The 21,077-nt window shown below is 70.4% G+C and carries 12 protein-coding genes; 6 read left to right on the top strand and 6 right to left on the bottom strand.

The genetic code is table 11. The features are described from left to right. Positions 1 to 23 precede the first annotated feature (23 nt). Positions 24 to 1,292, bottom strand: a complete 1,269-nt coding sequence (locus ALMP_RS21350; RefSeq protein WP_264930691.1) for a helix-turn-helix domain-containing protein — start codon at positions 1,290 to 1,292, stop codon at positions 24 to 26. Between the two features lie 377 nt (positions 1,293 to 1,669). Beyond that, positions 1,670 to 1,999 (bottom strand): hypothetical protein, encoded by a 330-nt coding sequence (locus tag ALMP_RS21345; protein ID WP_264930690.1) that lies wholly within the window; start codon positions 1,997 to 1,999, stop codon positions 1,670 to 1,672. Positions 2,000 to 2,308: 309 nt separating this feature from the next. Here ALMP_RS21345 and ALMP_RS21340 point away from each other — a divergent pair, with 309 nt between their 5' ends. Together ALMP_RS21340 and ALMP_RS21335 are read left to right on the top strand one after the other, a co-directional pair. Then, a complete protein-coding gene (locus ALMP_RS21340; protein WP_264930688.1) occupies positions 2,309 to 2,836 on the top strand; it encodes a universal stress protein in 528 nt (175 codons plus the stop codon). A 154-nt stretch (positions 2,837 to 2,990) separates the two neighbouring features. Continuing rightward, the gene (locus ALMP_RS21335; RefSeq protein ID WP_264930686.1) at positions 2,991 to 3,554 is read left to right on the top strand and encodes a GPR1/FUN34/YaaH family transporter; all 564 of its coding nucleotides are present in this window, start codon (positions 2,991 to 2,993) and stop codon (positions 3,552 to 3,554) included. Positions 3,555 to 3,655: 101 nt separating this feature from the next. Here ALMP_RS21335 and glmS read toward each other — a convergent pair whose 3' ends face one another. Continuing rightward, complete coding sequence (glmS, locus tag ALMP_RS21330; RefSeq protein ID WP_264930685.1) at positions 3,656 to 5,473, bottom strand: glutamine--fructose-6-phosphate transaminase (isomerizing); 1,818 nt, start codon at positions 5,471 to 5,473, stop codon at positions 3,656 to 3,658. A 24-nt stretch (positions 5,474 to 5,497) separates the two neighbouring features. Next, a complete protein-coding gene (locus tag ALMP_RS21325) occupies positions 5,498 to 5,755 on the bottom strand; it encodes a hypothetical protein (RefSeq protein WP_264930683.1) in 258 nt (85 codons plus the stop codon). A gap of 186 nt (positions 5,756 to 5,941) precedes the next feature. Between ALMP_RS21325 and ALMP_RS21320 the strand changes: the two genes are divergently transcribed. Next, positions 5,942 to 7,498 (top strand): metallophosphoesterase family protein, encoded by a 1,557-nt coding sequence (locus ALMP_RS21320; protein WP_264930682.1) that lies wholly within the window; start codon positions 5,942 to 5,944, stop codon positions 7,496 to 7,498. A gap of 44 nt (positions 7,499 to 7,542) precedes the next feature. Here the strand turns inward: ALMP_RS21320 and ALMP_RS21315 are convergent, their stop codons facing one another. Together ALMP_RS21315 and ALMP_RS21310 are read right to left on the bottom strand one after the other, a co-directional pair. Then, positions 7,543 to 8,415, bottom strand: coding sequence for a DUF4429 domain-containing protein (locus ALMP_RS21315; protein ID WP_264930679.1), 873 nt, complete (start codon positions 8,413 to 8,415; stop codon positions 7,543 to 7,545). A gap of 90 nt (positions 8,416 to 8,505) precedes the next feature. Beyond that, positions 8,506 to 9,558: an ABC transporter substrate-binding protein gene (locus ALMP_RS21310; RefSeq protein WP_264930677.1), complete on the bottom strand. Its 1,053-nt coding sequence runs from the start codon at positions 9,556 to 9,558 to the stop codon at positions 8,506 to 8,508. Positions 9,559 to 10,012: 454 nt separating this feature from the next. On the opposite strand from ALMP_RS21310, the gene ALMP_RS21305 reads away from it, so the two are divergent. The 3 genes from ALMP_RS21305 to ALMP_RS21295 all read left to right on the top strand — a co-directional run bounded on the left by ALMP_RS21305 (position 10,013) and on the right by ALMP_RS21295 (position 21,058). Next, a complete protein-coding gene (locus ALMP_RS21305) occupies positions 10,013 to 13,690 on the top strand; it encodes a LamG-like jellyroll fold domain-containing protein (protein WP_264930962.1) in 3,678 nt (1,225 codons plus the stop codon). A gap of 214 nt (positions 13,691 to 13,904) precedes the next feature. Beyond that, complete coding sequence (locus ALMP_RS21300) at positions 13,905 to 20,516, top strand: RHS repeat domain-containing protein (protein ID WP_375803515.1); 6,612 nt, start codon at positions 13,905 to 13,907, stop codon at positions 20,514 to 20,516. 104 nt (positions 20,517 to 20,620) lie between these two features. Then, on the top strand, positions 20,621 to 21,058 hold the full coding sequence (locus ALMP_RS21295) for a hypothetical protein (RefSeq protein WP_264930675.1): 438 nt from the start codon (positions 20,621 to 20,623) through the stop codon (positions 21,056 to 21,058). Positions 21,059 to 21,077: the final 19 nt, after the last annotated feature.

The following is a 21,077-nucleotide window of genomic DNA, read 5'->3' as shown; positions in this document are numbered from 1 at the left end:
CCCCCGCCCCCGCCGTCGGTCGCTCACATCCCGCTACGCGCCCCCGGCAGACTCGCCCGCGACCCCGCGTACGCGTCGCGCGCGTGCTCGCTCGCCAGTGAGGAGGACGCCGAGCCCGTGGGGCCGCCGACGGCTCCCGCGCCGGCCGTCCGCCGTACCTGCGGCGGCACCCCGCTCTCCGGGTGCAGCGCGGACATCGGGCCACCGCCGACCCCGGAGGGCCCGGCCGCCACGGGTGCCTGTGGCTCGCCGTCCGGCGCTGAACGTTCCGCATGCGGCCGCCGGGCCCGGTACGCCGCCCGGTAGGCGGCCGGCGACGAGCCGAGCTGGCGCCGGAAGTGGCCGCGCAGGGCCACCGGCGAGCGGAACCCGCAGCGGCCGGCGACCTCGTCGACCGAGTAGTCGGAGGTCTCCAGCAGACGCTGCGCCTGGAGCACGCGCTGGGTGATCAGCCACTGGAGCGGGGCGCTGCCCGTCAGCGACCGGAACCGGCGGTCGAAGGTCCGTCGGCTCATGTAGGCGCGCGCCGCCAGCGTCTCCACGTCGAACTGCTCGTGGAGGTGCTCCAGCGCCCAGGCGACGACCTCGGCGAGCGGGTCGGCGCCGATCTCCTCTGGTAAAGAGCGGTCCAGGTAGCGTTCCTGGCCTCCGCTCCGGCGCGGTGGTACGACCAGGCGCCTCGCCAGCGCGCCCGCCGCCTCGTTGCCGTGGTCCGTCCGCACGATGTGCAGACAGAGGTCGATTCCGGCCGCCGTGCCCGCCGACGTCAGGACGTCGCCGTCGTCGACGAACAGCTCTCTGGGATCGACGTGCACGGACGGATAGCGCTTGGCCAGCGTCGGTGCGTACATCCAGTGCGTGGTCGCCGGGCGGCCGTCCAGCAGGCCCGCCGCCGCCAGCACGAACGCGCCGGTGCACAGGCCCACGATGCGGGCGCCCTCCTCGTGTGCCCGGCGCAGTGCGTCGAGCGCCTCCGCCGGCGGCGGGGAGGTGATCGAACGCCAGGCCGGCACGACGACCGTGCCCGCCCGCGAGATCGCCTCCAGGCCGTGTGGTGCGGTGAGTTCCAGGCCCCCTGTGGTCCGCAGCGGGCCGTCCTCGCCGGCGCACACCAGTAGGCGGTAGCGCGGCACGCCGGCGTCCTGGCGGTCAATCCCGAACACCGACAGCGGAATGGAACTCTCGAAGATGGGGCCGCCGCTGAACAGCAGCACCGCGACGATCTCCTTGCGACGTCGCCCGGACAGTTTCCGGGCCGCGGCTTCCGGCGCGGCAGTGGAGTCGTGGCTCATACTGCTAAGCCCCCCTCGGTGGTCGCGGCTCCTCGGTTGTGTCGCTCCTGCACGTTTCCCCTCGGTCCTGCACGAGTCCCCCGCCGTAGACAGTCAAGATCGAATCTACTGTGTCGCGTGATGCCGGAGTGGCCAGTTCGGCACCCGGCACATTGTCGACATGGCAACTTGGCGTGAAGCATTCGATCACGAAGCGTTGCACTCGTGGGAGGTGCGGGGAAGTGCGCCTTGTGGCAGTGGCCAATCTCCGTAGGGTGCACAGGGCCCCCGAGACCCTTTCCGTGCAGGTCATACGGGGGGTGGGGGGTGGTTACGGCAAGGGGTGCGCGGTATCCGGAAGTTGGCTGAAAAGAAGCGTTGGCGTGCGTGAAAACCGGTCAGCCGACCGGTGTGCTTCCGCCGGAGTGACGACCGCCACGGTGGGACCCCGTTCCCGTGCGCTGGTGCCGTCCGCGGTGGGGCGTGTGCGCCGCGCGGTCCTCGGCGGCCGGCCGGGCCGCGTACCGTTCGGACCGGCGCAGCAGCAGCCGGCAGGCGGCCGTGACGGCGGCGAGGCCGAGGGCGGTGCCGGCGGCTCCGGCCAGGGAGGTGCCGTACCAGAGGAGGACCACCGGGACCAGGAGACAGCTGAAGGCCGCCCAGCGGATCAGGTCGCTCGTCCTGTCGTCGCCGGCGTGGGCCTCGGGGTTCGCGCGGGATGCGGGCATGGGGCGGGCTCCTCTCTGGAGCGGTGGTTCACCTGGTTCAACGCCTGTTCGACGGGTCGGTCACTCACTCGGTGAGCGCGGTGTGAGTGAAGTCTGTGCAAACCGCCTGTACGGGGCAGCAACCATTGCGTTACGGGCGCCCCCTCGTGCATGCTCCCTGGAACCCCCACGGACCACGCGCGGGACTCTGGGCCGACGAGGCGTGCCGCCGTACCCTTGGGGGTATGGGGTTGGGAAGATGATTCCCGGACACAGCTCCGCCGCTCCAGCTCGTCCCACCCGTATAAGGATCGATACGCCGAGACAGCCATGGCCGGTCACGAATTCTTCGAACCCGCGGACCGCAAGCGGCCGGTCGCCGACCCCACGGCGGCCGATCCCCTGGCGGCGGAAGAGGTACGCCCCACCTGCGACCCCGCCTTCAAGCACGGGGTGGTTGTCGGCTTCGACGGCTCCACCTCCAGTGAGCGCGCCCTGGCGTACGCCATCGGCATGGCCCACCGCTCCGGCGCGGGGCTGATCATCGTCCATGTGGCCAACCGGCTGCCGACCACCGTGTGGGCCGGCTGCGAGCCGCCGGTCTTCGTCGACGTGCCGGACCACCGCACCGAGGTGCTGGGGCTGGAGCTCGCGTGCGCGGACTACCTCGCCGAGGTGCCCTGGATCCTGGTCGAGCGCGGCGGTGACATCTGTCACGAACTCGAAGAGGTGGGGCGGGAGTACGAGGCCGACGCGATCGTCGTCGGCTCGACGCACGGCATCGTCGGGCGGATCTTCGGGTCGGTCGCCGGGCGGCTCGCCAAGCGGGCCAAGCGGCCCGTCGTTGTCATTCCGTAACTCGCCGTTCTCCCAGGTGAGATGAGCCCTGGGTACCTCCGGCTCCCTTGCTGCGCTGCGTGAACCTACTCGCGCGTAGAGGTGTTTGTGCTTTTGTGAAGGGCATATACCGGTCACCGCACCACAACTGCACACCGTATGAAGGGAGCCCGCCGTGGACAACGACGTCTCTGCGGGAAGCACCACCACGATCGTCGGCCGACTCGCCCTGGGTGTCACCCTGTTGGCGTTCGGACTCGGGTACACCGACCTGATCGACGGCGTGACGGCGGCGGACGCCGTATCCATCGCCCACTACATCGGCGGCGTCGCGCTGTTCGTCGCCGGTCTGCTCGCCCTGCGCGACCGCGACACCGCGGCCGGAACGGCCTACGCGGTCCTCGGCGCCTTCTGGTTCACCTGGGCGGTCTCGGCCGGACCCCAGGTCTCCGACAACGCGGCCGGGCTCTTCCTGCTGCTGTTCGCCCTGGTGGCGCTCTCCCTGACCCTCGCGGGCGGGGACCAGCTCGGTCAGGGCACGTACGGGCTGTTCACCGTCGCGCTCGTGCTGCTGGCCGTCGGACGGTTCGCGGACAGCGGCGGGCTGGAGCGGGCGGGCGGCTGGTTCGCGGTCGCCTCCGGCGCGCTGGCCTGGTACGCGGCGACGGCGGCGCTGGCCCACTGGCCCACGGCCCTGCCACGGCGTGCTGCGGGCCGGGGTGTGACGGCCGCCGGCTGAATCGCGGCGCGCGCCGGGGAGTTGGCCCCGGCGGATGGGCGGACCCCCACGTGAAGGTGGCTCACGTGGGGGTCCGTCTCGCGGTGACCGCTCGTCGGTGACTACTCGACCGTCACGGACTTGGCGAGGTTGCGCGGCTTGTCGATGTCCCGGCCCAGGGCCTTCGCCGTGTAGTACGCCAGCAGCTGGAGCGGGATGCCCATGAGGATCGGGTCGAGTTCGTCCTCGTTCTTGGGCACGACGATCGTCTGGTCGGCCTTCTCCTGCTCCTGGTGGGCCACGGCCAGGATCTTGCCGCTGCGGGCCTTGATCTCCTCCAGGGCGGCGCGGTTCTTCTCCAGCAGGTCGTCGTCGGGGACGATCGCGACCGTGGGCAGGGCCGGCTCGATCAGGGCGAGCGGGCCGTGCTTCAGCTCGGAGGCGGGGTAGGCCTCGGCGTGGATGTAGGAGACCTCCTTGAGCTTCAGGGAGGCCTCGCGGGCCACCGGGTAGCCCCGGACACGGCCGATGAAGAGCATCGAGCGGGCCTCGGCGAACTGCTCGGCGAGCTCCTTGATCGCCTCCTCGCCCTTCATGATCTCGGCGATCTGCGCGGGCAGCTTGCGCAGGCCCTCGATGATCCGCTTGCCGTCGCGGACCGAGAGGTCGCGGGTGCGGCCGAGGTGCAGCGCGAGCAGCGCGAAGGCGACCGTGGTGTTGGTGAAGCACTTGGTGGAGACGACGCAGACCTCGGGGCCGGCGTGCACGTAGATGCCGCCGTCGGCCTCGCGGGCGATCGCCGAGCCGACCACGTTGACCACGCCGAGGACGCGGGCGCCCTTGCGCTTGAGCTCCTGGACGGCGGCCAGCACGTCGTAGGTCTCACCGGACTGGGAGACGGCGATGTACAGGGTGTCGGGGTCGACGACCGCGTTGCGGTAGCGGAACTCGGAGGCGGGCTCGGCGTCGGCGGGGATGCGGGCCAGCTCCTCGATCATCTGGGCGCCGATCATGCCCGCGTGGTACGAGGTGCCGCAGCCGAGGATCTTCACGCGGCGGATCTGGCGCGCCTCGCGGGCGTCCAGGTTGAGGCCGCCGAGGTGCACGGTGGAGAAGCGGTCGTCGATGCGGCCGCGCAGCACGCGGTCCACGGCGTCGGCCTGCTCGTGGATCTCCTTGTGCATGTAGGTGTCGTGGCCGCCCATGTCGTAGGAGGCGGCCTCCCACTCCACGGTGGTGGGCTCGGCGGTGGTGCGGGTGCCCTCGGTGGTGTAGGTGCGGAAGTCGTCGGCCTTGAGGGTGGCCATCTCGCCGTCGTCGAGGGTGACTATCTGGCGGGTGTGGGCGACCAGGGCGGCGATGTCCGAGGCGACGAACATCTCCTTCTCGCCGATGCCGAGGACGACCGGGGAGCCGTTGCGGGCGACGACGATGCGGTCGGGGAAGTCGGCGTGCATCACGGCGATGCCGTAGGTGCCCTCGACCACGCGCAGCGCCTCGCGGACCTTGTCCTCGAGCTTCTCGGCCTGGGAGCGGGCGATGAGGTGGGTGAGGACCTCGGTGTCGGTCTCGGAGAGGAACTCGACGCCGTCCGCCTCCAGCTTGCGGCGCAGGTCGGAGGCGTTGTCGATGATGCCGTTGTGGACGACGGCGACCTTCTGGTCGGCCGACAGGTGCGGGTGGGCGTTCACGTCGGACGGGGCGCCGTGGGTGGCCCAGCGGGTGTGGGCGATGCCGGTGGTGCCCTTGAAGCGGGCCGGGACCTTGGCCTCCAGGTCCCGGACGCGGCCCTTGGCCTTGACCATCTTCAGGCCGGCCGACTTCGGGGAGGAGACGACGATGCCCGCAGAGTCGTAGCCGCGGTACTCCAGGCGCTGGAGGCCCTCCAGGAGGAGGGGGGCGACGTCACGCTTCCCGATGTATCCGACAATTCCGCACATGTATAGATATCCCCAAGCTTCGGTTCAGCCGTAGACGATGCGCCGCAGTTGCCTGAGCGACAGCTCGGGCGGGGCGACCGCTCGGTATTTCAGATCCGCCCCGATCCGTTCGAAGATCTCCGCGTTGACCAGGCCCTGCGCCTGGAGCTCGCGGTGGCGGCGACGGACGAAATCCTCGGTCGTCTCGTCGAAGAAGGCGAGCACGTCCTGGATCACCCGAAGCGCCTCGCCCCGGTTCAGCGGCGTGGACCGCGTCAGATGATCAACAAGTTCGTCGTGCACCCGGTAGATCCTGAGGTACCGGAGCCACTTTCGCAAGAAAGCTGCCCGAATTCGGGCAGGCGCCTGTTGAGGATCTTTGGGGGAACATTGAACGCCTCATGAGGGGCTGTTCGTGAGCCGTCCATCCGCCCGCCCGTAACTCGTCGCCCGGGAAGACGAGTTTCAGACGCCATGGACATTCCTCGCATGGGCGTACCCGAGCAGCTCGCCGAGCGCATGAGCATGGCCGAGCAGCACGAGTACCTGCGCACCAAGTTCTCCCGCCGCACGATGATCAGAGGCGGCGCCGTCACGCTGGGCGCCGTCACCGGCGGCGCGTTCGTGACCGGCGCCACCGCCCAGGCCGCGCCCCGCACCGCCCCGCGCGCCGAGAAGGCCGACGGCGCCCTCGTCGCCCCCTTCGGCCGCCACCTCGCCTACGGCACCGACCCGCGCACCGAGATGACGATCTCCTGGCAGGTCCCGGTCGCCGTCGACAAGCCCTTCGTGCGGGTCGGCGCCCATCCCTGGGACCTCTCCCACCGGATCCCCGCCGAGATCCGTACGCTGCACACCCCGGCCGGGGTCGGCGCGAGCGGCGACCACACCCAGTACTACGTCCACGCCAAGCTGACCCGGCTCAGGCCCGGCCGCACGTATTACTACGGCGTGGGTCACGCCGGGTTCGACCCGGCCGCCCCGCAGCTGCTCGGCACCCTCGGCACCTTCACCACCGCGCCCGCGCGCAAGGAGCCCTTCACCTTCACCGCCTTCGGCGACCAGGGCGTCGGCTACCACGGCCTCGCCAACGACAGCCTGATCCTCGGCCAGAACCCGGCCTTCCACCTGCACGCCGGTGACATCGCCTACGGCGACCCCTCCGGCGCCGGCCTGAAGACCGACACCGGCTTCGACGCGCGCGTCTGGGACCAGTTCCTCGCCCAGACCGAGACGGTCGCCAAGCAGATCCCGTGGATGGTCGCGTACGGCAACCACGACATGGAGGCCTGGTACTCGCCCAACGGTTACGGCGGCGAGGAGGCCCGCTGGGTGCTCCCCGAGAACGGCCCCGACCGCGCCCACCTGCCCGGCGTCTACTCCTTCACCCACGGCAACACGGCCGTCGTCTCCCTCGACGCCAACGACATCTCCTTCGAGATCCCCGCCAACCTCGGCCTCTCGGGCGGTACCCAGACCACCTGGCTGGAGGCGCAGCTGAAGAAGTTCCGCGCGTCGAAGGACATCGACTTCATCGTCGTCTTCTTCCACCACTGCGCCTACTGCACCTCCACCGCCCACGCCTCCGAGGGCGGCGTACGCCAGGAGTGGGTGCCGCTGTTCGAGAAGTACACCGTCGACCTGGTGATCAACGGCCACAACCACGTCTACGAGCGCACCGACGTCATCAAGGCGGGCAAGGTCGCCAAGCGGCTCCCGATCGGCGGCACCGCCTACCCCGAGACCGACGGTGTGGTGTACGTCACCGCGGGCGCGGCCGGGCGCAGCCTGTACGCGTTCAGCGCCGACCAGTCCTACGAGGGCCACGAGAAGGACGTCGAGTCCATCGCCTCCTACGTGGTCGGCAAGGACGGCAAGCAGAACGAGACCGTCGCCTGGTCGCGGGTGCGCTACCTCGACTACTCGTTCCTGCGCGTGGACGTCACCCCCGCCCCCACGGGCCGCCAGGCCACCCTGCGGGTCAGCGGCATCGCCGAGAACGGCGAGCGGGTCGACCACTTCACGGTGGCGCGCCGGGCCAAGTAGCACCGGCGGTGCCCGGAAGGCGGGGCACCGCCGGGCGGCGGTCCTCACATCCGCTGGAGGACCGCCTGCTTGGCCAGCGCGAACTCCTCGTCGGTCAGGACCCCTTCGCGGTGCAGCTCGCCCAGCTCGCGCAGCCGGCGCAGCAGCGCGTCATGGCCGTCCTCGGCGGGCGCGGCCGGGAGCGGCCGCGGCGGCGGGGCGGTGTCCTCGGGGGGTGCGGCCGGGTGCGGGAGGCGGGCCTGCACGGCCGCCGCGACCAGCGCCATCAGCGGGTCCTTCTTGAAGCCCCACAGCTCCACGGAGTTGGGGTCGTACTTCGGCGGGGCCTTGGTGGCCGCGCCGCGCACGGTGAAGCGCAGATGGCCGTTCTCCAGGCCGGCCGCCGGATGCCACTCCACGGCCTGGACCTCGGTGAGGGGCAGGGTGCGGGCGCCGGCGGCGGCCTTGGCCTCCTCCGTCTTCCAGTTCCACTCCAGCCGCACCCGCTCGCCGTCGAAGCTCGCGGTGCCGTCCCCGGCGGACACCGACAGCGGCACGGACGGGCCCGGCAGCAGATACGTGTCCACCGGGCCGGCGGGGACCTGCTCCACGAGCAGCGCGTTGCGGACCTCGTCCGCGAGGTACTCGGCCACGCCGTGACGGTCGGACTCGACCAGCAGCTGGTAGGGATCGTGCGGTGCGGTCAGCCGGCCGCCGGTGGCGTGCAGCAGCGGGCAGGCGCCGTCACGCAGCCGCAGTCTGAGCCGCCCGGACTTCTTGCCCTGCTCGAACGACACCCCGGCCAACGCGCCTAAGGGGACGACCAGTTCCCCCAGGGTCTGGCGCAACAGGCTCACGTTCTTGTCCCGTCCGGGCGTGAGCCGCAGGGCGTCGCCGTCGAAGACCCAGGTGCCGTCCTTCTGGATGATTTCCGCCATGGGGCGATTGTTCCATCAGGTGTTCGCACGGGCGTTGACGAAAGGTGCGTGCCAGGCCCCGCGACGCCGGGACGATCCGAACGAGAGGGCCTAGGCCACCTTCTTCGCCTTCTCCAGGGCCTCGGCGAGGTTCTCGAGGAGCGGCACGCACTTGTCGTAGGAGAGGATCGGCTCCGGCGAACGGCCGATGACCTGGCCGGCCTTGACGGCGGGCAGCTGCTTCCACGTCGGCTTGGTGATCGCCGCCGGCTGGAGCGCCTGGGAGCGGTCGTCCAGCATGATGATGTCCGCCGGGTACTTGTCGACGTTCTCCCAGCTGAGCGACTCGTACCAGCCGCCGCCGGCCTTCTTCGCGCTCTCCGGCGGCTCGACGAAGTTCACGCCGAGGGCCTTGAAGTACTCGAGGTCGATGGAGAGGTTGGTGCCGGAGACGTAGAAGAGCTGGTCGGCGGCGGAGCCGGCCAGGACCTTGATGTCGGGCTTGGCCTTGGCGGCGGCGCGCAGCCGGGTGGCTGCCGCCTCGAAGCGCTTCTTGGCGTCGGTGACCTTGGCCGCCGTCATGTCGGCGCCCAGCGACGCGGCGAGCTCCCACATCCGCTCCAGCGGAGCGGTGAGCTGACGGTCGTAGACGGAGATGCCGACGCTCGGGGCGAGTTTGGCGATCTTGTCCTTGGAGGCCTCGGGGACGTACCAGAGGGTGCCGGCGTTGTCGAACATCGTGGAGATGAGGACGTCGGGGGCGAGCGCCGCGTACTTCTCGACGTTGAACTCGTCCCAGACGTTGCCGAGGATCTCCACCTTGGTGATGTCCATGTCGCCGGCCTGGACGTCGGGCTTGCCGTCGGTGGTCCTGGTCGGGCCGAAGACGCCCTTGACCTGGATGCCGTAGTCGTGGAGCGCGGCTCCGACGCCGGTGAACGCGACGATGTTCGCGGGGATTTCGTCGAGCTCGACGTTCGTGCCGCGGTCGTCCTTGAACGTCCAGGGACCGGACTTGGTGTCGGCGCTCGCCGTCGACTTCGAGCCACCGCTTTTCGCGTCGTCGCTGTCCCCGCAGGCCGCGAGCGCGGCACCGAGGCCGAGGGCTCCGCCGGCGGCGAGGATGCCGCGGCGGGAGAGGTGGGTGGCTCTGGCGTTGGACATGAGTGTGGCTGCTTTCGAACGGGGCGGGATCACCCACCGGACAACTCGAAAGATTAGGTTAGCCTAACCTCAGATCTCGCCCAGGGGTGGGGGTCCTTGGAATCGAATCTGTGCGGGGCTTGTGAGGGTGTGCCACCCCTGTTCTGTAGCCCCAACTTCCCTTAATCGAAGCCTCGTTGACTTCGCGTCGAATTTCCCTCGGCTGCGCAACGCGCCGCTCCCCGCATGCGGACAACGGCCTGCCTGAGTACCCGTCTGCAAAGAGTGCAATCCTCTGATGTGACCAAGGCCACACTTGATCGGGGAACCGACACACCGTTAACTGTCCCAGCAAATATGAAGATCGGATGAGAAATGCGGGGGGCACGTGCGATCGCACTCGCGTAACGTGGCCGGAAGTCAACGGCGAAGAAGACCAAGGGTCTTGCTCGCGTTCACAACCGGAATCACGTCGATGGCTCTGCTGGCGTCCTTGCCGGCGTTCGCAGCAACGGCTTCCGCCGCACCCGGCGAGGCGACGCCCGCCACCACCGAGACCACGCACGGCACCGCCGCCGCCCGCGCCGCGGCCACCGGCAAGCAGGTCGAGGTCACCGGTGAACGCACCGAGTACTCCACCACCATGGCCAACCCGGACGGCACCTTCACCCTCGTGCAGTCCGCGGTGCCGCAGCGCGTCAAGGACGACGACGGCTCCTGGCGCACGGTGGACACCACCCTCGAACGCCGGCCCGACGGAACCGTCGGCCCCAAGGCCGCCGTGGTCGACCTGTCCTTCTCCGGCGGCGGCGACGGCACCGGCCTGATCAGCCTCGGCAGCGAACAGGGCGCGCTGCGCCTGGACTGGCCGGGCAAGCTGCCCGAGCCCCGCATCGAGGGCGACAAGGCCGTCTACCCCGAGGTCCTCAAGGGCGTCGACCTGGAGCTCACCGCCACCGCCGAGGGCTACCGCGAGGTGCTCGTCGTCAAGTCCGCCCAGGCGGCGGCCAACCCCAAGCTCAACCGGGTCCAGCTGCGGGCGTCGGCCACCGACCTGGACGTGGTGCCCGGCGCGGGCGGCGGCCTGCGCGCCGTCGACGCCGACGGCAACACCGTGTTCAAGGGCCCGGCCGGCCAGATGTGGGACTCCGCGAGCGGCACCGGCGAGTCCGGCGCCGACGGCCCGAGCACCCAGCTCATGACCGCCGACGACACCGCCACGCCCGCGCCGGTCCCCGACCCCGTCGAGCACGGCACCCAGCCGCACTCCGGCGACGCCAGCGCCGTGATGCCGGTCCAGGTCAGCGGCGACACCGTGTCGGTCACGCCCGACCTCGGCCTGCTGCGCGGCAAGGACACCGTGTACCCCGTCTACATCGACCCGTCGGTGGGCCTCGGGGTGTCCGAGCGGACCGTGCTGTCCTCGGACGGCGACAAGTTCTGGATGTTCAACGGCGACTACGGCGTCGGCCGGTGCAGCGTCTCCGGCCCGTACTACTGCGGCAACAACTACACCAACCGCATGTACTTCGAGTTCTCGCCGTCGAAGCTCGCGGGCAAGTACGTCCTGGACGCCACCTTCCGCGCCTTCGAGACCTGGTCCTTCAGCTGCGAGCCCAAGTGGGTCGACCTGGAGCGCACCAACAACATCTCCGAGGGCACCACCTGGCCCGGTCCCACGCAGCTCGACCAGATGGGCGACCGCTACGTCTCGGCCGGCCGCGGCACCCAGTGCAGCCCCGAGCAGCCCGACCAGTGGATCGAGTTCAACGACAACCCGGACGAGGCCGACGAGAACCTCACCTCCACGGTGCGCAGCTTCGCCGACGGCAAGATCAACCGGCTCACCTTCATGCTGCGGGCCAAGGACGAGTCCGACGCGTCGGCCTGGAAGCGGTTCGACGACAACGCCGAACTGAAGGTCAACTACGCCTTCAAGCCGGGCGTGCCCACCGACGTCGGCCTGATCCCCGGCGACGGCACCACCGCCTACTGCAAGACGTCCTCCTCCGACCCGCTGATCGTCACCCGCGTCGACCCGATGGTCCAGGCGCGCGTGCAGACCGCGGTCGAGCACAACCTGGGCGACGAAGAGGGCTCCCTCCAGGCCGAGTACGTCGTCGAACGCGGTGACGACGCCGCCTGGCACCAGGTGTGGTCCGACTACCGGCCGGACACCGGCTGGGACCCGGACGGCACGCTGGAGAAGATGCGCACCACCAACCGGGCCGACGGCGGCCTGTACCGGCTGCGCGCCCGCACCCAGTCGCACTGGTCGTACAACGGCAAGACCGGCGACCTGTTCTCCTCGTACTCCCCCTGGTGCTACTTCAAGATCGACTCGACCGCGCCGAAGGCGCCGGTGATCATCGCCGGCACCCCGTACACCGAGTGCACCACCAACCTGTGCGACCCCAAGGGCGGTCCGGGCGTCCCGGGCAGCTTCACCTTCAAGCCCAACGCCGCGGACACCGACATCACCGGCTACCGCTGGCGGCTGCTGACCACCTCCGCCAAGGAGGCCAAGCCGGTCACCGGCACCACGGTCACCGTCAACGACGTCACACCGTCGCTGGCCGGCACGCAGGTGCTGTCCGTGGAGGCCAAGGACGTCCGCAACCGCTGGGGCGCCCCTTCCGAGTTCAGCTTCAAGGTCGCCCCGGCCCAGGGCGCCGCGGGCACCTGGCACTTCGACGACGGCGCGCCCGGCTCGGGCGTGACGGTGGCGAAGGACACCGCGACCGAGGGCACCCGCCACGACGCCACGCTCTACACCGGCGGCGCCGGCTGGTCCTCGCTCGCCCGCCGCGGCGACGCCGACTACTCGCTGTGGCTGGACAGCGCCAACCCCGCCTACCAGCAGGGATACGCGGCCACCGCGGCCCCGGCGGTGAACACCAAGGACTCGTTCACCATCTCGACCTGGGCGTTCCTGACGGACGCCACGACCACGCACGTGGCGATGGCGGCCCCGGGCACCAACGCCTCGGCGTTCACCCTGTACTACTCCGCGTCGTACAAGAAGTGGGTGTTCAACCGCACCGCGGCCGACGTGAGCACGGGCCAGACCTATCTTCGGTCGATCGCGGACACCGCCAACCCGCCGCTGCGGGTCTGGACCCACCTGGCCGGCGTCTTCAACACGAAGAACGACGCCGACAAGACGAACGACACCATCCAGCTGTTCGTCAACGGGCGTCCGCAGGGCCAGCCCGTGGTCCTCAACTCCCTGTCGACCGCGTACACCCCGTGGACCTCCACCGGCGGCCTCCAGTTCGGCCGCTCGCTGGTCGGCGGCACGTACGGCGAGCACTTCCGCGGCCGGCTCGACGAGGTCAACGTGTGGCAGCGGGTGCTGACGCCCGACGAGATCACCCAGCAGGCGCAGCTCCTGGAGAACGGCGTCGCCGCCAACGAGCTGGTGGCGCACTGGGACGCGGGATCCTCGACCGGCACCGCGGTCCAGGAGGTCGGCCCGTACGGCGTGCCCAACCTGGCGCTGTCCGCCTCGGGCGCGGTCCTGGACGGGGAGAACAACGCCCTGTTCCTCGACGGCACCGCGGGTCACGCGGGGGCGACCGGACCGGTCGTCGACGAGAGCGGCTCGTTCACCGTCACCACCCGGGTCCAGCTGGACTCCGCGAAGCTGGCCACCAAGCCGGTCGGCTACCAGGGCGTGGTCGCCGCACAGCAGGCCTCCACCGGTGAGTCCTCCTGGGCACTGTGGGTCGTCAAGCCCGCCGAAGGCGTCTACCAGTGGAAGTTCACGCGGACCGCGGTCGGCAGCGACGGCAAGGTCACCCAGAGCGCCGAGGTGCCGGCCGGTGACGTCGCCGCCACCGACACCTGGGTCCAGGTCACCGGCGTCTTCGACGCCCAGGAGGCCTGGGAGTGGACCGACCCGAACGACCCCACCAAGACGGCGACCCGCTACGGCAAGCTCCACCTCTTCGTGGGCGAGTTCGACCAGCCCTCGGAAGGCGCGTCCGGGTTCACCGCGGCGCAGCTCGGCACCGGCACGATCTCCGTGGGCCGCGGCAGCAAGGGCGGCACCACCGGGAACTACCTGCCCGGCGCGCTGGAGGAACTGCGCGTGTGGACCGGCGCGATGAGCGCCGACCAGGTCCGGTCGCAGGTCCTCGGCGGCCTGTGACCGTCTGACCCTGTGACGGACTGACCCCCTCTCACACCGACGCGGCCCGGGGCGCGGGACCTCCCGCCCCCGGGCCGCCTCGGCACAACCCCCCGCACCTCGGCGCGCCCGTCCGGCGCGCCCCGCGACGCGCTGCCGCCGCGTGCGCTCCCGCAGGTTCCGGCGGCCTGCGCCCGACCCCCTGCTCCTTCTCCATCAAGGGACTCCGTTCTTGATACGACCCGAACCCCCGGGCCGGCCCGCGCCGGACCGGACCTCACCCCACCGCGCGCCCTGGCTGCGGCGCGTCAGCGTGGTCGTCAGCCTCGGGCTGCTGCCCGGTCTGCTCGCCCCCGCGGCGGCCATGGCCGACGACGTCGACCCGCTCGGCCGGCCCAAGCTGTCCGCGCCGCGCGCCCAGAAGGTCGTGCCCTTCAAGGGGAAGACCGACGCCAGGACGGCCGCCGCGATGCGCACCGCGGCCCGCGCCGACCAGACCGCGGCCCGGCGTGCCGTCAAGGACCAGGCCAGGAACACCACCTGGCCGACCGCCGGTTCGGCCCGGCTGACCGTGCCCGCCAAGGGCGCGGCGCGGGCCAAGCCCGGCGCCCTGCCCGTCACCGTCAGCGCGCCCACCGGCAAGAACGACCGGCGCGCCACGTCGGTCCAGGTCGACGTGCTGGACCAGAAGGCCGCCCGGAACCTGGGCGTCAAGGGCGTGGTCCTGAAGGTGACCGGCCCCGCGGCCGGCGGCCGCGCCCGGCTCGGCATCGACTACTCGGCGTTCGCCGCCGCCTACGGTGGCGACTGGGCGGGCCGGCTCCGCGTGCTGAGCCTGCCCGACTGCGCCCCGACGGCGGCCAAGGCCGGCAAGGACCCGAAGACCGGCAAGCCGGTGAAGCCCGGCAAGCCCGTCAAGTGCCCCGCCGCGACCCCGGTCGGTTTCGTCAACGCCCGCGGTGACGAGCGGATCACCGCCGATCTGACGTTCGCGCCGAAGACCGCCGCGCGGCCGACGGCCACCACGTCGTCGACCGGCGGCCCGACCATGATGCTCGCGCTGACGGCCGGCACCGCCTCCGCCGACGGCGACTACAAGGCCACCCCGCTCTCCGCGTCCTCCACCTGGGAGGCGGGCGGCAGCTCCGGCAGCTTCACCTGGACCTACCCGCTGAAGTCGCCGCAGCCGGCCGCGGGCAAGGGCCCGGATCTGGCGCTGTCGTACGACTCCGGCAGCGTGGACGGCCGTACCGCCACCAGCAACAACCAGGGCACGCAGGTCGGTGAGGGCTTCGAGATCACCTCGTCCTACATCGAGCGCAACTACGGCTCCTGCACCGACGACGGCCACAGCGACAAGCACGACCTGTGCTGGAAGTACGAGAACGCCTCGCTGGTCCTCAACGGCAGGGCCACCGAGCTGGTCAAGGACGACACCACGGGTGAGTGGCGTCTGAAGAACGACGACGGCTCCAAGGTCACCCGCTCCGTCGGGGCCGAGAACGGCGACGACAACGGCGAGTACTGGACCGTCACCACCAGCGACGGCACCAAGTTCGTCTTCGGCCTGAACAAGCTCGACGGCGCCGCCACCGACGTCCGCACCAAGTCGGTGTGGACCGTGCCGGTCTTCGGCGACGACGAGGGCGAGCCCGGCTACTCCTCCGGCACCACCTTCGCCGAGCGCGACAAGAAGCAGGCCTGGCGCTGGAACCTCGACTACGTCGAGGACACCCACGGCAACGCGTCGAGCTACTGGTACGAGGACGAGACCAACAACTACGACAAGCTCGGCGACGACAACACCGGCACCCAGTACGTCCGCGGCGGCTATCTCAAGGAGATCCGCTACGGGCAGCGCGCCGGCGCCCTGTTCAGCGCCACCCCGGAAGCCTCGAACAAGATCGTCCTGTCCTACGCCGAGCGCTGCCTGGCCACCGGCACGGGCTGCGACTCGCTCACCGACAGCACCCGGGACAACTGGCCGGACGTGCCGTTCGACCAGATCTGCAAGGACGGCGACGAGTGCCCCTACCTGGACAGCCCGTCCTTCTTCACCCGTAAGCGGCTGACCGCCGTCACCACCTACGCCTGGGACGCGGCGGCGACCACCCCCGCCTTCTCGGCCGTCGACGCCTGGGAGTTCAAGCACCTCTACCTCGACCCGGGCGACACCGGTGACTCCACCGACCAGTCGCTGTGGCTGGACGAGATCAAGCACATCGGCAAGCGCGGCACCGACCTCGCCCTCGACCCGGTCAAGTTCTCCCACGTCTTCCTGCCCAACCGGGTGGACAGCCCGAGCGACGACATCCTGTCGTTCGAGCGGCCGCGACTGAAGACGGTCGTCTCCGAGACCGGCGCGCAGACCATCGTCGACTACCTCGCCGCCGACTGCGTGGCCGGGCAGACCATGCCCAAGGTCGACGAGAACACCAAGCGCTGCTACCCGGTGTACTGGTCGCCCTACGGCCAGGCGGAACCGATCCTCGACTGGTTCCAGAAGTACCCGGTCAGCGCGGTGCGCACCACCGACCCCCTCGGCGGCTCCGAGGCGGTCCAGCACACCTACCAGTACTCCGGCGGCGGCGCCTGGCACTACAACGAGAACCCGCTGACCCCCGCCAAGGAGCGCACCTGGTCCGACTGGCGCGGCTTCGGCAAGGTCACCCACCTCACCGGCCCCTCGGAGGGCACCCAGACCAAGACGGTCACGGTGTACCTGCGCGGCATGAACGGCGACCGCGTCCTCGGCACCGACGGCAAGACCCCCGACCCGGACGCCCGCAAGACCGTCAAGGTCACCGGCGTCAAGGCCGCGGAGATCACCGACTCCGAGCAGTTCGCCGGCTTCAGCCGGGAGTCCGTCTCCTACGACGGCACCACCGAGGTCTCCGGCACCGTCAACGACCCCTGGTCGCAGCGGACCGCGACCCAGCACAAGTCGTACGCCGACACCGAGGCGTACTTCGTCCGCGTCGGCGCCTCGCACGCCCGCACCAACGTCACCAGCAAGCTCACCCCGGCCGACCGGGTCCGCACCACGAAGACCACCTACGACGCCTACGGCATGCCGAGCACCGTCGAGGACCAGGGCGACGACGCGGTGACCGGTGACGAGAAGTGCACCCGCACCTGGTACGCCCGCAACGGGGCCACCGGCCTGACCGCGCTGGTCTCCCGGACCCGCATCGTCGGCAGGGCGTGCTCCGTCGCCGACACGTCCCTGGACCTGCCGGCCGACGCCACGCGCACCGGCGACGTGGTCTCCGACACCGCCACCTCCTACGACTCGCTCACCTGGTCCGCCACGCAGGTGCCCACCAAGGGCGACGCGCGCTGGACCGGCCGGGCCAAGGGGTACGGCACCGACGACCAGCCGCTGTGGCAGCAGACCGGCGTCACGGAGTACGACACGCTGGGCCGTCCCACCCTGCTGAAGAACGCCAACAACGTCACCACGTCCACCACCGAGTACGTCCCGGTGGCCGCCGGCCCGCTCACCCAGACCACGGTCGGCAACGCCAAGGCCTACAAGACGGTCACTGTCAAGGACTTCGGTCTCGGCGTCGACCTGAAGGTCACCGACCCCAACGGCAAGGTGACCGAGACGGCGTACGACAGCCTCGGCCGGGTCACCAGCGTGTGGCTGCCCAACCGCTCCCGGGCGCTCGGCAAGACCGCCAACTACGTGTACGCCTACAGCGTCAAGTCCGGCTCGCTGCCGTGGGTGTCCAGCGCCTCGCTCAAGGGCGACGGCTCCGGCTACAACACCACGTACGAGATCTACGACTCGCTGCTGCGCACCCGCCAGGTGCAGGCGCCGTCGGCCGCGGGCGGGCGGGTCATCGCCCAGACCCTGTACGACGGCCGCGGCCTGCCCGTGACCGCCCAGGCCGACATCTGGGACAACATGGCCGTGCCGTCCGGCACGATCGTGCAGATCGACGGCGGCCAGGCGCCCAAGCAGACCGACAGCGTCTACGACGGCATGGGCCGCGTCACCAAGGCGACCACCAAGAGCTACGGCGTCACCAAGTGGTCGATCGCCACCACGTACCTCGGTGACACGGTGCTCACCAGCGCACCGGCCGGCGGCAGCGCCAACGCGGTCGTCACCAACGCGCTCGGCCAGACCGTCGAACGCCGGGACTACGCGGGCCCCAGCCCGACCGGCACCGACTACATGACCACCCGCTACACCTTCGACGACGCCGACCGGCAGGAGACCATCACCGCCCACGACCAGTCCAAGTGGTCGTACACCTACGACCTCTTCGGCCGCCAGGTGACCGTCACCGACCCCGACAAGGGCACGACCACCACCGAGCACAACGAGCTCGACCAGGCGGTGAAGTCCACCGACAGCCGCGGCAAGGTGCTGCTGTTCGAGTACGACATCCTCGGCCGCAAGACCGGCATGTGGCAGACGACGAAGACCGACGCCAACAAGCTGGCGGCCTGGACGTTCGACACGCTCGCCAAGGGACAGCAGGACACGGCCGTCCGCTACGACGGCGGCGTCGCCGGCAAGGCCTACACCCAGAAGGTCACCGCCTACGACCCGCTGTACAAGGTCACCAACAACCAGCTGATCCTGCCGTCCACCGACCCGCTGGTGGCCGCGGGCGTGCCCGCCACCCTGTCGTTCTCCACCGGGTACAACCTCGACGGCACGGTGAAGCAGGCGGCCCAGCCCGCGGTGGCCGGACTGTCGTCGGAGACCGTGTCGTACACCCATGACGCGCTCGGCCAGGTGCTGACCGCCAAGGGCACCACCGGCTACCTCCAGGGCGTGGCCTACTCACCGCTCGGTGACCTGCGCCAGATGACGCTGGCCACCGACCCGACCTCCACCAAGAAGATCTACGTCAACCACGACTACGAGGCCGGCACCCGCCGTCTCACCCGGTCGTACGTCACCGACGACGTGCACGGCTACATGCTCCAGGAGCTGAAGTTCTCCCAGGACGACGCCGGCAACATCACCTCCGTTCACGACGGCACCACCCTCGGCGGGACCGGCAAGGAGGACTACCAGTGCTTCGCCTACGACGGCTACCGCCGCCTGAGCGAGGCCTGGACCCCGAAGACCGCCGACTGCGCCACCTCCGGCCGCACCACCGCCAACCTCGGCGGGGCCGCGCCGTACTGGACGAGCTACGAGTACAACGCCTCCGGCCTGCGCTCCAAGCAGACCGAGCACGGCACCTCCGGTGACGTCGTCACCGACTACCGGTACGGCACGGCCAAGGGCCAGCCGCACGCCCTGTCCTCCACGGTGAGCGGCTCGACGACCGTCAACTACACCTACAACGACACCGGCGACACCCTGACCCGGCCCGGCACCCAGGCCACCCAGACGCTGACCTGGGACACCGAGGGCAAGCTCGCCACCGCGAGCGAACCCGCGGCGGGCACCAAGCCGGCCACCGGCACGGGCTACCTCTACGACGCGGGCGGTGAGCTGCTCATCCGGCGGCCCACCACCACCGACGGCGAGACCGTGCTCTACCTGGGCGTCACCGAGGTCCGGCTCAAGGTGAGCGGGGGCGGCGCCACCAAGGTGCTCTCGGGTGCCCGGTCCTACACCGCGGGCGCCACGACGATCGCCGTGCGCACCGCCACCGCGGGCGTGACCGGCACCAAGCTCACCTTCCTGGCCGGCAACCACCAGGGCACGTCGAGCCTGGCGATCGCCTCCGACACCCTGACCTTCGTCAAGCGCTACACCAAGCCGTTCGGCGCCCCGCGCGGGACGACGAGCGGCACCTGGCCCGACGACAAGGGCTTCCTCGGCAAGCCGACGGACACGACGACGGGCCTGACACACCTCGGCGCCCGCCAGTACGACCCGGCGACGGGCAGGTTCCTCAGCGTCGACCCGCTGCTGGAGCCGGAGAAGCCGCAGACCCTCAACGGTTACGCCTACTCCAGCAACAGCCCCGTCACCCACTCCGACCCGACCGGTATGTCCGACTCCATCGGCGGGATCCTGGGGACCATCGGCGCCATCATCGGCGGTGCCGTGGGTGCCGTGCTGGGCCTGGTCGGCGCCGCGCTCGACGCGGTCGGTTCGGGGGGCGGCTCCGCGCCGACCTCCTCGTCCGGCGCGACCGGCCAGCCGATCAACCAGTGGCAGCCGGGAGCGACGTACAACTTCATCACCAAGTCCTGGGACCTGCCGTTCCAGCCGCAGGGCATGTCCTTGCAGGAGCTGATCGCCTCGACGCCCGACTGGGGCATCGTCAGCGACCCCAAGGCGGCCAACCGCTGGGAGTCCTCGCGCGGCCTGTTCTTCGGCTGGCTGTGGGGCGGCGGCTACCCGCTGCGCGAGCACCAGGACTTCCGCGGCGGTGACGCGTTCACGTCGATCCTGGCGCAGGACGACACGTTCGGTGAGTGGCGGACCAAGCTGGTGGGCCAGGCCCGGGACAAGGGCATGCGCGCTCCGGCCGCCAAGGAGGCCCAGGAGTTCCGCTACAAGGACGTCGGCCCCGAGCCGGGCAGCCCCTGGTACAAGTTCAACTCCCTGCGCGGGGCGGCGAACGACATCGCCGGTGTGCTGACCAACGGCGGTCTCGGCACGGAGAACCAGGCCGACGCGTTCCTCGGCAGTTACTCCGCCACCGGCAGGATCAAATCGATCAACAAGAAGGAGCAGACGGTCACGCTGAAGTTCACCGCGACCAACATCTCCGACTGGCGGTCCGCGACCCACGTCATTCCGCGATCGTGGAACCCCGCCTTCGAGGACACCTTCGGCGCGGCTGTGACGGAGGACTTCTCATGGGAGGAGAAGTGGCCCATCAACGAGTGTGTGAACTATTCGGAGTGGCTCGAATAACCGCTCGAACAACCGCACTCGCGTGAAAAGCCGTGGGGTCGGGGCCGATGACCGGCCCCGACCCCACGGTCGTCCCACCCCACACCTAGGATGCGATTGTGTTCATGAATGCCGCGCGGACCGGCCGCCGGGCCGCCGCCGCCCTGATTCCCCTGCTGCTGGTGGCCGCGTGCGGGTCGTCCGAGGAGACGGCGAAGATTTCGGCCGAACGTGTCGTCGGGAACTGGAAGGGCCCGGACGGCGAGAAAATCTCCTTCTCCGCCGACCGGCAATTCACCGCGACCGGTCTCGATTCCGAGAAACTCGCCACGGCCGACTGCCCCGCGACCGCCGGAGGCGGCTGGGGCTTTTTCGTCGACGACGCCATGGACAAGACCGCGCCGTCGGGCTCCTGGATCGGCCTGGGACTCGCCCGCCAGTACTGGGACAAGGGCGACTGCCATCTCCAGTTCGCCGTCGTCGACGGCGGCAGGACCCTCTGCGCCACCAACGATCCCGACGTCCCCTGCGGCCTCGACGTCCGCTTCACGCGGGAGAAGTGACCCAGGGGACGCGGTTCGG

The sequence above is a fragment of the Streptomyces sp. A012304 genome (genome assembly GCF_026008495.1).
Lineage (GTDB): Bacteria > Actinomycetota > Actinomycetes > Streptomycetales > Streptomycetaceae > Streptomyces.
This window is presented reverse-complemented; position numbering and strand designations above follow the sequence as displayed.

Excerpts from the sequence above, each read along its gene's own strand:
- ALMP_RS21350 (WP_264930691.1), bottom strand. The coding sequence starts at position 1,292 with ATGAGCCACGACTCCACTGCCGCGCCGGAAGCCGCGGCCCGGAAACTG.
- ALMP_RS21345 (WP_264930690.1), bottom strand. The coding sequence starts at position 1,999 with ATGCCCGCATCCCGCGCGAACCCCGAGGCCCACGCCGGCGACGACAGG.
- ALMP_RS21340 (WP_264930688.1), top strand. The coding sequence starts at position 2,309 with ATGGCCGGTCACGAATTCTTCGAACCCGCGGACCGCAAGCGGCCGGTC.
- glmS (WP_264930685.1), bottom strand. The coding sequence starts at position 5,473 with ATGTGCGGAATTGTCGGATACATCGGGAAGCGTGACGTCGCCCCCCTC.
- ALMP_RS21320 (WP_264930682.1), top strand. The coding sequence starts at position 5,942 with ATGGGCGTACCCGAGCAGCTCGCCGAGCGCATGAGCATGGCCGAGCAG.
- ALMP_RS21315 (WP_264930679.1), bottom strand. The coding sequence starts at position 8,415 with ATGGCGGAAATCATCCAGAAGGACGGCACCTGGGTCTTCGACGGCGAC.
- ALMP_RS21310 (WP_264930677.1), bottom strand. The coding sequence starts at position 9,558 with ATGTCCAACGCCAGAGCCACCCACCTCTCCCGCCGCGGCATCCTCGCC.
- ALMP_RS21305 (WP_264930962.1), top strand. The coding sequence starts at position 10,013 with ATGGCTCTGCTGGCGTCCTTGCCGGCGTTCGCAGCAACGGCTTCCGCC.
- ALMP_RS21295 (WP_264930675.1), top strand. The coding sequence starts at position 20,621 with ATGAATGCCGCGCGGACCGGCCGCCGGGCCGCCGCCGCCCTGATTCCC.